General features: G+C 67.0%; 12 protein-coding genes. 2 read left to right on the forward strand and 10 right to left on the reverse strand.

Annotation, left to right across the window (positions count from 1 at the left end; genetic code table 11):
* Positions 1 to 65 precede the first annotated feature (65 nt).
* The gene (locus ING98_19400) at positions 66 to 500 is read right to left on the reverse strand and encodes a VOC family protein (GenBank protein MCA3104040.1); all 435 of its coding nucleotides are present in this window, start codon (positions 498 to 500) and stop codon (positions 66 to 68) included.
* Between the two features lie 94 nt (positions 501 to 594).
* Here ING98_19400 and ING98_19405 point away from each other — a divergent pair, with 94 nt between their 5' ends.
* Positions 595 to 1,779: a CoA transferase gene (locus ING98_19405; protein ID MCA3104041.1), complete on the forward strand. Its 1,185-nt coding sequence runs from the start codon at positions 595 to 597 to the stop codon at positions 1,777 to 1,779.
* Here ING98_19405 and ING98_19410 read toward each other — a convergent pair.
* Positions 1,763 to 2,662 carry an NAD(P)-dependent oxidoreductase gene (locus ING98_19410; GenBank protein ID MCA3104042.1) on the reverse strand — a complete coding sequence of 300 codons (900 nt, stop codon included), beginning with the start codon at positions 2,660 to 2,662 and terminating at the stop codon, positions 1,763 to 1,765. The genes ING98_19405 and ING98_19410 overlap by 17 nt on opposite strands.
* Before the next feature lie 33 nt (positions 2,663 to 2,695).
* Positions 2,696 to 3,775 carry a tripartite tricarboxylate transporter substrate binding protein gene (locus tag ING98_19415; GenBank protein MCA3104043.1) on the reverse strand — a complete coding sequence of 360 codons (1,080 nt, stop codon included), beginning with the start codon at positions 3,773 to 3,775 and terminating at the stop codon, positions 2,696 to 2,698.
* 336 nt (positions 3,776 to 4,111) lie between these two features.
* Here ING98_19415 and ING98_19420 point away from each other — a divergent pair, with 336 nt between their 5' ends.
* The gene (locus ING98_19420) at positions 4,112 to 4,996 is read left to right on the forward strand and encodes a transposase (protein MCA3104044.1); all 885 of its coding nucleotides are present in this window, start codon (positions 4,112 to 4,114) and stop codon (positions 4,994 to 4,996) included.
* Between the two features lie 15 nt (positions 4,997 to 5,011).
* Here the strand turns inward: ING98_19420 and ING98_19425 are convergent, their stop codons facing one another.
* From ING98_19425 to ING98_19455, 7 genes are all read right to left on the reverse strand, one after another.
* On the reverse strand, positions 5,012 to 5,944 hold the full coding sequence (locus ING98_19425) for an NAD(P)-dependent oxidoreductase (GenBank protein MCA3104045.1): 933 nt from the start codon (positions 5,942 to 5,944) through the stop codon (positions 5,012 to 5,014).
* A gap of 84 nt (positions 5,945 to 6,028) precedes the next feature.
* Complete coding sequence (locus ING98_19430) at positions 6,029 to 7,018, reverse strand: tripartite tricarboxylate transporter substrate binding protein (protein ID MCA3104046.1); 990 nt, start codon at positions 7,016 to 7,018, stop codon at positions 6,029 to 6,031.
* Positions 7,019 to 7,111: 93 nt separating this feature from the next.
* Positions 7,112 to 8,449: a 2-oxo acid dehydrogenase subunit E2 gene (locus ING98_19435; GenBank protein MCA3104047.1), complete on the reverse strand. Its 1,338-nt coding sequence runs from the start codon at positions 8,447 to 8,449 to the stop codon at positions 7,112 to 7,114.
* Positions 8,450 to 8,482: 33 nt separating this feature from the next.
* A complete protein-coding gene (locus ING98_19440; GenBank protein MCA3104048.1) occupies positions 8,483 to 10,207 on the reverse strand; it encodes an amidohydrolase in 1,725 nt (574 codons plus the stop codon).
* A gap of 106 nt (positions 10,208 to 10,313) precedes the next feature.
* A complete protein-coding gene (locus ING98_19445) occupies positions 10,314 to 11,291 on the reverse strand; it encodes an alpha-ketoacid dehydrogenase subunit beta (protein ID MCA3104049.1) in 978 nt (325 codons plus the stop codon).
* Positions 11,279 to 12,295 (reverse strand): thiamine pyrophosphate-dependent dehydrogenase E1 component subunit alpha, encoded by a 1,017-nt coding sequence (locus ING98_19450; protein ID MCA3104050.1) that lies wholly within the window; start codon positions 12,293 to 12,295, stop codon positions 11,279 to 11,281. The genes ING98_19445 and ING98_19450 overlap by 13 nt, the downstream gene beginning before the upstream one ends.
* A 19-nt stretch (positions 12,296 to 12,314) precedes the next feature.
* Positions 12,315 to 13,583, reverse strand: coding sequence for an aminopeptidase P family protein (locus ING98_19455; GenBank protein MCA3104051.1), 1,269 nt, complete (start codon positions 13,581 to 13,583; stop codon positions 12,315 to 12,317).
* Positions 13,584 to 13,699: the final 116 nt, after the last annotated feature.

Here is a 13,699-nt window from a genome sequence, read left to right on the forward strand (position 1 = left end):
GTGCAGTGCAGCGTGAGGACCTGTCCCGCTCCGGCGAGGCGCGTGCGGGGCGCGTACCGGGCACATCACTTCCGGAACAGGTAACCAATGTCGGTGAACGCCTTGAACTCGAGCGCGTTGCCCGACGGATCGAGGAAGAACATCGAGTGCTGCTCGCCGATCTCGCCGACGAAGCGGATCTGCGGCTCGATGATGAACGTCACGCCCGCAGACCGCAGCCGGTCGCGCAGCGCCTCCCAGTCGGGCAGCGCCAGCACCGCGCCGAAGTGGCGGATCGGCACGTCGTCGCCGTCGACCGGCGAGGTGTCGCTGACGGCGCACAGGTGCGGCGCCTCGTAGGCGACGATCTGGTGCCCGTAGAAGTTGAAGTCGCACCATTCGTCGGACGAGCGGCCTTCGCTGCAGCCGATCAGGTCGCCGTAGAACGCACGTGCCTCGGCAAGGTCGCGGACAGGGAAGGCAAGATGGAACAGCGGCTGGAACGAGGGGGTTGCACTCATGGCAGTCTCCGGTCGATGATGGACGATCAATACCACAGGGTCTGCGGCACGCGCCGGGAACACCGAATGAAGCCAGCACGATGAGGGAAGCGGAATGAGCCACGCCCTGCCGTTCGCCGACCTGCGGGTCGTCGAATTCGTCCACATGGTCATGGGTCCGACCTGCGGCCTGGTGCTCGGCGACATGGGTGCCGAAGTGATCAAGATCGAGCCGCTCGAGGGCGACCACACCCGCAAGCTGACCGCCTCCGGCGCCGGCTTCTTCCCGGCCTACAACCGCAACAAGAAGAGCCTGGCGGTCGACCTGAAGTCCGCCCCGGGAAAGGAGATCGTGCACCGGCTGGTAGCGCGGGCAGACGTGGTCACCGAGAACTTCAGGCCCGGGGCGATGGCGTCGCTCGGCTTCGGCTATGAAGCGCTGTCGAAAGAGAATCCAGGCCTGGTCTACTGCTCGCACAAGGGCTTCCTGCGCGGGCCGTACGCGCACCGCACGGCCCTCGACGAGATGGCGCAGATGATGGGCGGCCTGGCCTACATGACCGGACCGAAGGGCCGTCCGCTGCGCGCGGGCGCGTCGGTCAACGACGTGATGGGCGGCGTGTTCGGTGCGGTCGCGGTGATGGGTGCGCTCTACCAGCGCAAGGCGACCGGCCGCGGCCAGTATGTCGAGAGTGCGCTGTACGAGAACAACGTGTTCCTGATGGCACAGCACATGATGGAATCGCTGGCCACCGGCAGGCCGGCGGTGCCGATGCCCGAGCGCGTGCGCGCCTGGGCCGTCTACGACACCTTCACCACCGTCGAGGGCGAGCAGGTGTTCGTCGGCGTGGTCACCGATACCCAGTGGAAGGTGTTCTGCGATGCCTTCGACCTGCCGCAGTTCCTGACCGACCCCTCGCTGGCGACCAATCCGCAGCGCGTCGAGCAGCGCGGCAAGACCATCCCGGTAATCACCGAACTGTTCTCGCGCATGAGCAAGGCCGACCTGATGGCGCGCTTCGAGGCTCTCGGCCTGCCGTTCGCGCCGATCGCGCGCCCTGAAGACCTGTTCGACGACCCGCACCTGAACGCCTCGGACGGCCTGGCGCCGATCACGCTACCGGACGGCACCGCGACGAAGGTGCCGATCCTGCCGATCGAGATGGACGGGCACCGGCTGGGCGTACGGCTCGACCTGCCGAAGGTCGGCGAACATACGCGCGAGGTACTGGAATCGATCGGCTACGGCACGCGCGAGATCGACGAACTGAACGCAGCGAAAGTCATCCGGCTGGGTTGACCCGCTTCAGCCGCGCCATCTCGCCGAGCACTGCGCACACCGAACCGGTGTCCTGTTCCGACCGGCCCTGGGCCATCGCCGCGTCGTACAGGATGGCCGAGGTATTGAGCAGCGGCGTCGGGCAGGCCACCGCCTTGGCCATCTCGCCGATGATGTGCATGTCCTTCTGCCACACCGACACCTTCATCGTCGCCGGGTACTCGTCCTTCACCATCATCGGACCCCGGACCTCGAACATGCGCGAGCCCCCGGCCCCGTTGCCGGCGACCTTCAGGATCGACTCGGGGTCCAGTCCCATCTTCATGCCGAACACGAAGGCCTCGGCGGCAGCCACGTTGTGGATCGCCACCAGCATGTTGGCCACCGCCTTCATCTTCATGCCGTTGCCGAACGGGCCGACGTGGTCCTGCTGGCGCGAGAAGCCGGCGAACACCGGGCGCAGCTTCTCCGACGCAGACGCATCGCCGCTCATGTAGACCGACAGGTCGCCGCTGACCGCCTGGCCACCGGTGCCCGACAGCGGGCAGTCGAGCATCGTGATGCCGGCCGCAGCGAGCGCGTCGTGGCTGCGCTGCTTGTCCTCGATCGGCAGCGTGGACAGTTCGGCCACGACGATGCCGCCGCGCGCGGCATCGAGGATGCCGTCCGCGCCTGCGACGACGGCATCGAGCGCCGCCACGCTCGGCAGCGACAGCAGCAGCACGTCGGCCTTCGCGGCGGCTTCCTTCGGCGAGCCGACCAGCGTGACACCCTTCGCCCTCGCGGCGGCCTTCGCTGCGTCGGATACATCGAAGCCCAGCACCGTGAAGCCGTTCTTCACCAGGTTCGCCGAGATCGCCGAACCCATGATGCCGAGCCCGATCATCGCCACTGTCTGTGCCATGCCTGCCTCCGTCGTCGCGTCCGCCGCAGCGGATCAGTCGATATTGATCTTCGCCTGCCGGATCACCTTGGTCCAGCGGGCGATCTCGGCACGGTTGTGCGCGAGCAGTTTGTCCGGGCCGGCGCCGATCATCTCGATGCCCTGGCCGCCCGCCCGCTCGCGCACGTCGGCCAGGCCACCGATGCGCACCGCCTCGGCGGCGAGCCGGCCGACGACCTCCTTCGGCGTACCGGCCGGCGCGTACAACGCATACCAGGTGTCGATGTCGATCGGATAGCCCAGCTCTGCCATCGTCGGCACGTCGGGAGCCAGGCTTGCCCGGCGCGAACTGGCGGTGGCCAGCGCGCGCAGACGGCCGCTCTTCACGTAGGGCAGCGGCGACAGGATGACGTTGAAAGCCACTGCAACCTCACCGGACAGGATCGCGGTGAGCGCCGGCGCTGCGCCCTTGAACGGCACATGCACGATGTCGATGCCGGTCATCAGCTTTAGCTGCTCGGCCGCGATGTGCTGACCGCTGCCGCTGCCGTTGGACGCATAGGAGATCTGGCCAGGGCGGGCCTTCGCGAAGGCGATGAAGTCCTTCAGCGTCTTCACCGGCATGGACGGATGCACCACCAGCAGGTTCGGCTGTCCCGCGACCAGCGAGATCGGCTCGAACGCCTTCAGCGGGTCATAAGGCAAGGCCGGGTACAGGCCGACGGACAGCGCCTGTGGCCCGATGCCGCCCATCAACAGGGTGTAGCCGTCCGGCGGGGCCTTCGCGGCGACCTCGGAGCCGATGTTGCCGTTGGCACCGGCCCGGTTCTCGACCAGCACCGGCTGACCCCAGGCCTCGGCCATCTTCGCCGCGTACAGCCGCCCCAGGAAATCGTAGCCGCCGCCCGCCGGGAACGGCACGATCATGCGGATCGGTTTCGACGGGTAAGGCGCCTGCGCGTACGCGGGAAGTGCAACCAGGACCGATGCGGCTGCCATCACGGCCGCGCCTGCCATGGTCAGCCCGCTCGACCGAATCGCCGATCGGCGCGGCACCGCCCCGGGCAGGCGACCTTCCACCACATCCCGCCGCCGCTCGCCCGCGCGCATACGGCCTGCCTGCTGCAGCTCCATGTCCTGCCTCCTCGCCTGGTTCCGTTCATTCCGCGACCTGCGCTGCGTCGGCGCCCGCGTCAGGTCCATGCCACATCGCCGGCGGCCCGATAGGGCGTCGCACCTGCGAGTTCTGACGGCATTGTACAAGCAGGCATCCCATCGAAACGGAGGGGGGGTCAGGTCTTGATTCTTGCAGCCGCCAGCAGGACCCTCGACAGATCGGCCTGCGGAACGTTTCCGCAGGCAACCCCTGTTCAGCGCGCTTGCCGCTACGTCGTCGCCAGTACACCCTGCGATCGCATGGCGAACCGCCTCGTTCCGGCACTTCGCCCTTCACAGGAGCCGCGCCGATCGATGTCCCGCCCGCTGCGTCTGGAGTTCCCCGGCGCGCTTTATCACATCACCTGTCGGGGCGACCGCCGCGAGGCGATCTATCTCGACGACGCCGACCGCAAAGCGCACTTGCAGGTTCTGTCCAATGCTCTGGATCGCTTCGATGCGCGAGCGCTGGCCTATTGTCTGATGGGCAATCACTACCATGTCGTGCTGCACACCCAGCGTGCGAATCTGTCGCGACTCATGCGCCACGTCAATGGCGTGTACTCGCAGAGATTCAATCGGCGGCACGGGCTCGTCGGGCATCTGTTCCAGGGGCGCTACAAGGCAATCCTGGTCGATCGCGATGCTTACCTGTGGGCGCTGTGTCGCTACGTCGAGCGCAACCCGGTCGCGGCGCAGTTGGTGTCGCATGCTGGCGACTGGACGTGGTCGAGTTATCGCGCGCACGTCGGGCTCACGCTACCGCCACCATGGCTCGACGTAGAGGGTCTTCACAGCCTCATCCTGGGCTATCCGGCGAGATCGCCTGCGCACCGCAAGCGCGCTGCCGCCCTTTACGCAGAAAGCGTCGCCGGGCCATGCGATTTCGCCCCATGGCAGCACGGCCTGCGGCGCCAAGTGTTCCTCGGCGATGACGCGTTCATCGAGCGCTCGCTAAAGCATTGCGAGATACGCCCTGCCGATCCCGACGGCATACCTCGGCAGCAGACGCTTGCGCCGCGAACGCTGCCCTCGATACTTGCAGCGCACACCGTCCTGGCCCAGGGCATGCGCTCCGCTTACCGGGAGGGCGGCTTCACTATGAGCGCGATCGCACGATACGCAGGCATGAGCGTGTCGAGCGTAAGTCGGATGATCGCCGCGGCTGAGGGGGGCAGCAACGCAAAACTCAAGACCTGACCCCCTCGCGCCTTGTCAGGACAGCCCGTCACCCACCTCGACGTTCTCCGGCTTCAACTCGACGCCGGATGCCTTCGCCTGCAGCAGCAGCAGCTGGGAGAAGTCCTCGTCGTAGCCATGGCCGATCAGGGTCTGCACCAGGTCGCGGGTGATCGTGGTGGTCGGCATCGGCACCTCGAGCGCTTTCGCCGCGTACAGCCCCAGGTCAAGATCCTTCCTCAGCAGCTCCGGCGTGAAGGTCACGTGGAAATCGAGGTTGGTCAGCGCTGGCGTCTTGTACTTCGTGAACGTCGAGCCCATCACGCTCTTGTTCAGGAAGTCGAGGAACTGATGGCGCTTCATGCCAGCCTTTTCGGCCAGCACGGTGATCTCGCACAGGTTCTGGATCACCACGCCGAGCATCACGTTGTGGCAGATCTTCGCGATGCGCGCGAGTTCGCCTTCGCCGACGTACGACACGCCGGCACCGACAACGTCGAGGTAGGGCAGCGCCATGTCGAACGCGGCCTGCGGGCCGGAGGCAACGATGGTGAGCTTGCCGGCCTTGATCACCTTGGCGTTGCCGGACACCGGCGCGGCCAGCATCTGCACGCCGTGCGCGGCGAGTTCGGCACGGATCTCGGCCGAGGCCTCCAGCGAGATCGAGGTCGAGTCGATCACCAGCTTCGGCTTGCCGCCCTTCGACATCACGCCGTTCGGGCCGTACAGCACCTCCTTCACGTCATCGCCGGTGGAGACCATCGTGAAGATGATGTCGCAGCCGGCCAGGTCGGTGAGGTCGTCGACGACCTTCGCGCCGTACTCCTTCAGCGGCTCGGCCTTGGACTTGGTGCGGTTCCAGACCGACAGGTCGCAGCCGACCTTGGCCAGCCTCGCCGCCATCGCATAGCCCATGCGGCCGATGCCGATCCAGCCGAGCTTGTGTTGCTTGAGGTTTGCAGTTGCCATGGGTTTCTCCGGGTTCAGAGGTGGATGAAAGGGTAGAGGATCGAGGCCCGCCGCCGCGACGCTGCCCGAAGGCGGCGCCCGTGTTCAGTCGGCCTTGATGTTCGCGGCACGGATCAGGTTGCCGAACGATGCGATCTCGGCCTTGACCAGCGCGGTCAGCTCCTCGGGCGTGCTCGACAGGGACTCCACGCCGAGGCCGGCGAAACGATCGACCACGTCGGTCGAACGCATGATCTTGACCAGTTCCGAGTTGAGCCTGCCGATCACCGGCTGCGGCGTGCCGGCGGGCACGAACAGGCCCCACCAGTTGACCATGTCGAAGCCGGGCAGCACCGAGGCCATGGTCGGCACGTCAGGCAGCAGCGGGCTCGGCTTGGCCGAGGTGACCGCCACCGCGCGCAGCTTGCCAGCCTTCACCTGGGTCAGCGCCGGAGCCATGTCCGACCAAGCCAGCGGGATGTTGCCGGCCACCATGTCGAGCACCACGAGGATGGACCCCTTGTAGGTGATGTGGGTGATGTCGGTCTTCGTCATCGTCTTGAACTGCTCGGCCGCCAGGTGGGCGAGCGTGCCGATGCCCGATGATCCGTAGTTGACCTTGCCGCTGTTGGCCTTCATGAACGGGATCAGGTCCTTGACGGTCTTGATCGGCAGTGTCGGGTGCACCACGAGCAGTTGCGGCGAACGAGCGACCAGCGTCACCGAGGCGAAGTCGCGCAGGGTGTCGTACTGGTACTTGACCAGCAGCGGGTTGATCGAGATCGGGCTCGCATTGCCGACCAGGATCGTGTAACCGTCAGCGGGCGCGCGGGCGGCCACCTCGGTACCGAGGCTGCCTCCGGCCCCGGCACGGTTCTCGACCAGCACGTTCTGGCCGAGCACTTCCTGCAGCTTGCCGCCGACGACGCGACCGATCACATCGGACGTACCGCCGGGCGGGAACGGAGCGATCATGCGGATGGGCTTGGCTGGCCAGGCCTGTGCCCGCGACTCGGCCGCGCCAAGCATGAGCGCCGCCGCGCCGAACACCAGCGCGCCGAGTTTCGCTGCCGCATCCACGGATGATTCGATCATTGGGTTCATTGCTGTAGTCCTCCGGTTCGGGGGCAGGGTGGTCCCCGCCGCCCGTTTGCTGCCAGCATGGAAAGTTCGCGGGAACGGCCCGGGTCAGGCTTCGAGGTCCTGTACCCAGTGCCGGGTTTCGAGCACGGCCTTCACTTCCTTCAGGAAGGCCGCCGAGTACGCGCCGTCGACCGCACGATGGTCGAAGCATTGCGCAAGCATGCCGACCGGGCGGATCGCGATGCTGTCGCCCGCCGGGCCTTCGATCACCACCGGCTTCTTCTGCACGCCGTCGGTGGACAATATCGCAACCTGCGGCACGTTGACGATCGGCGCGGTGAATGCCGTACCGAACACGCCGGAATTGGACAGCGTGTAGGTGGCCTCGGACAGGTCGTCCGGCTTCAGCCGGTTCGCGCGGGCACGCTGCGCAAGGTCGTTCACCTCGCGCGCGATCTGCGGCAGCGACTTCGACGGTACGTCCTTCACCACGGGCACCATCAGGCCGTCGAAGTTCATGTCGACCGCGATGCCGAGGTTGATACGCTTGTGCAGCACGAGTTCGTCGCCATCGACGCTCGAATTCAGGCGCGGGAACTTCGCCAGCGCGATCGACACCGCGCGCGCGATGAACGGCAGGTAGGTCAGCGAGAATCCCTCGCGTGCCTTCCAGCCGCTGCCAGCCACCTTGCGCGCCTCGTCGACCTTGTGGAAATCGACCTCGATCGCCTGCAACACCGCCGGCACGGTGACCCAGGCTCGCGCCAGGTGTTCCGCGGTGCGCTTGCGGATCGGATTCAGCCGGATACGCTCGGAGGGACCGGTGGAGGCCGGGGCGGCAGTGACCGGTACCACCGGCAGTGCCGGCGTGGAGGGCGCCGGCCGGGTGGACGGCGCAGCCTGCGCCGCCGCGGCAGGCGTCGAGGCCGGCACCGCGGAAGCAACAGGTTGCGACGTACGCGCCTCGACGAAGGCCAGCATGTCCTCGCGGGTCACGCGGCCATCACGTCCGGTGCCGGGCACCTGCCTCGGGTCGATGCCATGCTCGGCCGCCAGCTTGCGCACCACCGGTGAAAGCCGCAGGCTGCCGTCGACCTTCGCCGGCACTGCCGACGGACGGGCAGCCCACGCACCAGCGGCGGGCGATGCAGCCTGCACCGACGCTGCCACGGGCGCGGCCGCTGCCGGGGCCGACGGCGCCGCAGCGGACCCGGCCTCGGTGATCACCGCCAGCACCACGCCGACCTTGGCGGTGACGCCCTCGGCCACGCGGATCTCGGTCAGTACCCCGGCGACCGGCGACGGGATCTCGGTGTTGACCTTGTCGGTCTCGACATCGAACAGCGTCTCGTCCGCCTTGATGGCATCGCCGACCTTCTTGTACCACTTGCTGACCGTGCCCTCGGCGACTGTCTCGCCGAGCTGCGGCATGATGATTTCCATGGATCCACCCGTCTCTGATTGCCGGAACTTCTGCTACCGCTTGCCCGCCTCGTACACGACCCGGCCGCCGACCATCGTCATCACCGGCTTGAGGTCCTTGATGTCGTCCGCGGGCACGCGGAAGTAATCCCTGTCGAGCACCAGGAGGTCGGCGTACTTGCCCGGCGCGAGCGAACCGAGGTTCGACTCCTGGAACACGATGTATGCGTTGTTACGCGTGTGCGCGATCAGCGCCTCCTCGCGGCTGATCGTCTGGCGGTTCACGTGGTGGCCGCCGACCATCTTCCCGGTGATGGCGAACCCCAGCGTGTAGAAGGGGTTCGACGTGGTGACCGCGGTTGCGTCCGAGCCCAGGCCCCAGCGGATGCCGCTGTCCTGGACGCGCCGGAACGGCGGCATGTCCCAGGCCTTGTCGCCGTGCACGCGGTGCATCAGCACGCCCTGGATCAGGGGCCGGCTGTGGATCTGCGCGGTCATGCCCAGGCGCTTCATGCGGTCGAGCTGAACCGCCGTCACCTGGTCGAGGTGCGAGAACGACCAGCGGAAGCCGCGGAACGGCACCTGTGCATTCAGCTTCTCGAACTCGGCGAGGTAGACATCGATCACGTCCTCCATCTCGACATGCGCGTTCAGGTAGATGCCGCGCTCGGCGAGTGCCCGCGCGATGCGCACCATCTGCGCGACATCCTCGGGACGCACGACGGTCTCCTTGCGCAGCAGCTGCGTGGTCAGCGGCCCGTACATCGTCTCGCCGTATCCGACATGGTCGAAGTAGTCGTTGCCCTGGAACGGACGCAGGGTCGAAATCTCCGCCAGCACCTTGTCGACCTGCTCCGGCGTTGCCGGCTGCCGGATGGTGGTCCAGAACACCCGCACGTCGAGTTCGTCGCGCCTTGCGAGTTCCGCATAGGGCTCGTAGTGGCGCGCACTCATGCCGCGGCCGCCGGCATCCATCCAGCTGGTGATGCCCATCGCGTTGAGCTCGCGCACCAGCTTGCGGGTATTGGCGAGCCAGGCATCGCGGTCCTTCAGCGGGATGCGGGCAGCGACGAACGCGACGCCGCCGGCACCGGTCACCATCCCAGTCGGCTGGCCGTCGGCGCCCTTCTCGATCACGCCATTGGGCGGGTTGGGCGTCGATGCGTCGATCTTCGCTCCGCGCAGCGCCGCCGTGTTCAGGGTGCTGTGCAGGTACACCGCCTGCAGCACCACCGGATGGTTCGGCGCGATGGCATCGATCTCGGCACGGGTAAAGCTGCGCTGGTCGTCGGTGAACTGCTGCTCCGACCAGCCACCGAGTACCGAGATCCATTCCCCGGCCGGCGTCGTGCGCACCCTGTCGGCGAGCAGCTTCAGCGCCTGCGCCCGGGAGGTGATGCCGTCGAAGCGCAGCTCGTCATGCTCGGCTGCACGGACCCAGTGCGAGTGGTTGTCGATCAGGCCCGGGATGACAGTCCGCCCCTGCAGGTCGATCACCTTCGTGGCTGGCCCGGCCATCTTCCGGATGTCAGCGTTGGTACCGGTGGCGGCGATGCGACGACCGGACACCGCCAGCGCCTGCACGAACCGGAACTGGTCATCGACGGTCGCGATCCGCCCGTTCACCAATATGGTGTCGGGCGCAGGCCGGGCTTCCGGCTTCGGTTGTGCCGAGGCCGGCAACGGTACGACGGTCGTCATCGACAGCATGACGACCAGCGCAGCGGCACGGCAGAAGGCTCGGCGGATCACGGACGTATCGGGTCTGGCGATTGACATTGGAAGACTCCCCCTGGTTGGCGAAACTGCATCGGCGGCTCTTGCCGCTCTGGTGGCGTCACGTCGGCCCGCAGCGCCGGCGTGACGTACTTCAGGCCCGTCTCGCTCAGCCGAGCCGCGTGCGCACCGTCTCGACGATGCGCGCGACCGACGGGATCGTCGCGTCTTCCAGGGCATCGGCCGACGGCAGCGGGATGTGCGGGGTGGTGATGCGGATGATCGGGCCGTCGAGGTCCCAGAAGCACTCCTCGGTGACGATCGAGGAGATCTCCGCGCCCCAGCCGCACAGCCGCGGGTTCTCCTCCACGGTGATCAGGTGGCCGGTGCGGGCCACCTCGGCGAGGATGGTCTGGGTATCGAGCGGCACCAGGCAGCGCAGGTCGATCACCGTGGCATCGATGCCGTGTTCGCGCTGCAGGATCTCGGCCGCGTCCATCGAGCGGTGCACCATCGCCGCCAGGGCGACGATCGTGCAGTGCCGGCCCCGACGCAGCACCTTCGCCTTGCCCAGCGGTTCGTAGTGTTCGCCGTCGGGCACTTCGCCCTTCATCGAATAGAGCGACTTCTGCTCGAAGAACACCACCGGGTTGCCGTCGCGCACCGCGGCGGCCAGCAGGCCCTTGACGTCGGCCGGATAGGCCGGCGCTACGACCTTCAGGCCGGGCACCGTCATCGCCCAGTTCTCGAGCGACTGCGAATGCTGCGCGCCGAACCGGGAGCCGGCACCGTTCGCGGTGCGGATCACCACCGGCATCGTCACCTGGCCGTTGGTCATGTAGCGCATCTTCGCCATCTCGTTGGCGATGATGTCCCAGCACACCGCCAGGAAGTCGGAGAACATGATCTCGGCGATCGGCTTCAACCCCGTCATCGCCGCACCCATCGCCGCGCCGAGGATGGCCTGCTCGGAGATCGGGCAGTCTCGCACGCGCAGCGGTCCGAACTCCTCGAGCAGCCCGACGGTCGCCTTGAATACGCCGCCGGCATGGGCGACGTCCTCGCCCAGGAACACCACGTTCGGATCGCGCCGCATTTCCTGCGCGATGCCCGCCGCGACCGCGTCGCGATATGTCAGTTCCGCCATGCCGTGCTCCCGTCTGCCCAGACATCCTTGTCGATCACGTCCAGCGAGGGTACCGGCGAAGCCTTCGCCGCCGCCGTCGCCTCGTCCACCTTGCGCTGCGTGTCTTCCTCGATCCCCTTCAGCGTGCCTTCCGAGAAGCCCAGCCGCAGCAGGCGCTCGCGGTAGGTCGGGATCGGATCCTTCTTCAGCCATTCCTCGAGTTCGCCTTCGGGCCGGTACTTCGCCGGGTCGGCGCGCGAGTGACCAGAGTGGCGGTAGGTGCGCGCCTCGATCAGCGAGGGCCCGCCACCGGCACGTGCCTTGTCGATCGCCGCCATCGCGGTCTCGAACATGATGTCGGCGTCGTTGCCGTCGACGATGATCGACGGCAGTCCGTAGGCCGCCGCGCGGTCGGCCGCCGGGGCATCCACCGCAGTCACCGAGCGGATCGGCGTGTACTCCATGTAGAAGTTGTTCTCGCAGACGAACACCACCGGCAGCTTCCAGATCACCGAGAAGTTGAGTGCCTCGTGGAAGGCGCCGATGTTGGTCGTGCCGTCGCCGAAGAAGCACACCGCGACCTGCTTGGTGCCGCGGTACTGCGCCGACCAGGCGGCACCGGCGGCGATCGGCAGATGCGCGCCGATGATCGCGTAAGAGCCCATGACGCCCTTCTCGACGTCGGTCAGGTGCATCGACCCGCCCTTGCCACCGAGCAGGCCGCACTCGCGACCCATCAGTTCGCCCAGCACGCCGGTCATCGACGCACCGCGCGCCAGCGTGTGCGCATGGCCACGATAGGTGCAGAACGTGTAGTCGTCGGCCTTCATCGCGACGCCGAACGCGGCGGCGATCGCCTCCTGCCCGAGGGACAGGTGGCTGGTGCCCTTGATCATGTTCTGCAGGAACAGGTCGAACGCACGCTTCTCGCACATGCGCAGCTCGAGCTGCAGCCGGAACAGGTCGAGGCGCGTCTCGCGCCCGATCTCGAAGGCCGGCTTCTTCGCTTTCGGAATGGCACTCATCGGATTCCCTTCTCGGTACTCAGTACTTGTTTGCGATCGGCAGTTCCTGCGCCGGGAACAGCGAGATGATCTGCGCGCCGTTGGGCGTCAGCACCACCTCCTCCTCGATGCGCGCGGCCGACACGCCGTCCTTGGCCGGGCAGAACGTCTCGACCGCGAACACCATGCCGGCCTTCAGTTCGTACGGATCCTTGAACGAGTTCAGCCGCGAGATCAGCGGCCGCTCGTGCAGGCCCAGGCCCAGGCCGTGGCAGAAGTTCAGGCCGAAGGCGGACATCTCGGTCTCGAAGCCGATCTCGGTCGACTTCGGGAACGCCGCGGCGACCTTGTCGGTGGTGACGCCCGGCTTGAGCATCGAGATCGCACCGTCCATCCAGGCGCGGGCCTTCTTGTACGCATCCTGCTGTGCCTTCGTGGCACTGCCGACGGTGAACGTGCGGTAGTAGCAGGTACGGTAGCCCATGTACGACTGGATGATGTCGAAGTAGGCCTGGTCGCCCGGGCGGATCAGCCGGTCGGTGAAGTTGTGCGGATGCGGGCTGCAGCGCTCGCCGGCGATCGCGTTGATCGCCTCGACGCAGTCCGAGCCCATCTCGTACAGGCGCTTGGTGGCCATCGCCACCACCTCGTTCTCGCGCACGCCCGGCTTGAGCGCCTCGAAGATGTCCTGGTAGACGCCGTCGACCATGGAACTGGCCATGTTCAGCAGGGTGATCTCGTCATGGTTCTTGATCTCGCGCGCCGCCAGCATCATCTGCTGGCCGTCGACGATCTTCAGCCCGAGCTTCTGCAGCGCGAACAGGAACGGCGGCTCGACCACGTCGATGCCCAGCGGCATGTCGGCAACGCCCTCCTGCCTGAGGATGTCGAAGATCTCCTTCGCCGCTTCCTCGAACAGTCCGACCGAAGGGTTGATCGCCCCGCGCATGCCGACATTGCCGGCGAACACATGGTTGGTCGGCAGCCACGGGCAGTAGATGCGGTGGTGGCGCGCAGCCGAACCGAAGTCCCAGATGTAGGGCTCGCCGTTGCCGGTAACCAGCGACCAGCGGGTGAGCTTGTCGCGCGCCCACTCGCCGATCACGGTGCTGGTGGTGTAGCGCACGTTGTACTGGTCGAAGCAGAGCATCGCGCCCATTCCGCTGCGTGCGAGCGCGGCCTTGGTGCGGGCGAGGCGGTAGGTGTGCAGCCGCTGGAAGTTGACTCGCTCCTCGAAGTCGACCTGCATCCGGCCCGGGGCCTGCAACGGGCGGTCCCAGCGGTGGTCCGGGTCCGGGTACTCCATCATCGTCTCGGCCAGCGACTTGCCGCGCCGGGCCTTGACCGGGATGTCCGCCGCCTTGACCTGCTGCGGCTCGACCTTCTTCAGCTTCTTAGCCATTCGATGCTTCTCCGTCGTTTCGT

It is taken from the genome of Rhodocyclaceae bacterium, assembly GCA_020248265.1.
Taxonomy (GTDB): domain Bacteria; phylum Pseudomonadota; class Gammaproteobacteria; order Burkholderiales; family CAIKXV01; genus CAIKXV01.

Excerpts from the sequence above, each read along its gene's own strand:
- ING98_19450 (MCA3104050.1), bottom strand. The coding sequence starts at position 12,295 with ATGAGTGCCATTCCGAAAGCGAAGAAGCCGGCCTTCGAGATCGGGCGC.
- ING98_19425 (MCA3104045.1), bottom strand. The coding sequence starts at position 5,944 with ATGGCAACTGCAAACCTCAAGCAACACAAGCTCGGCTGGATCGGCATC.
- ING98_19415 (MCA3104043.1), bottom strand. The coding sequence starts at position 3,775 with ATGGAGCTGCAGCAGGCAGGCCGTATGCGCGCGGGCGAGCGGCGGCGG.
- ING98_19440 (MCA3104048.1), bottom strand. The coding sequence starts at position 10,207 with ATGTCAATCGCCAGACCCGATACGTCCGTGATCCGCCGAGCCTTCTGC.
- ING98_19430 (MCA3104046.1), bottom strand. The coding sequence starts at position 7,018 with ATGATCGAATCATCCGTGGATGCGGCAGCGAAACTCGGCGCGCTGGTG.
- ING98_19400 (MCA3104040.1), bottom strand. The coding sequence starts at position 500 with ATGAGTGCAACCCCCTCGTTCCAGCCGCTGTTCCATCTTGCCTTCCCT.
- ING98_19420 (MCA3104044.1), top strand. The coding sequence starts at position 4,112 with ATGTCCCGCCCGCTGCGTCTGGAGTTCCCCGGCGCGCTTTATCACATC.
- ING98_19405 (MCA3104041.1), top strand. The coding sequence starts at position 595 with ATGAGCCACGCCCTGCCGTTCGCCGACCTGCGGGTCGTCGAATTCGTC.
- ING98_19455 (MCA3104051.1), bottom strand. The coding sequence starts at position 13,583 with ATGATGGAGTACCCGGACCCGGACCACCGCTGGGACCGCCCGTTGCAG.
- ING98_19445 (MCA3104049.1), bottom strand. The coding sequence starts at position 11,291 with ATGGCGGAACTGACATATCGCGACGCGGTCGCGGCGGGCATCGCGCAG.
- ING98_19435 (MCA3104047.1), bottom strand. The coding sequence starts at position 8,449 with ATGGAAATCATCATGCCGCAGCTCGGCGAGACAGTCGCCGAGGGCACG.
- ING98_19410 (MCA3104042.1), bottom strand. The coding sequence starts at position 2,662 with ATGGCACAGACAGTGGCGATGATCGGGCTCGGCATCATGGGTTCGGCG.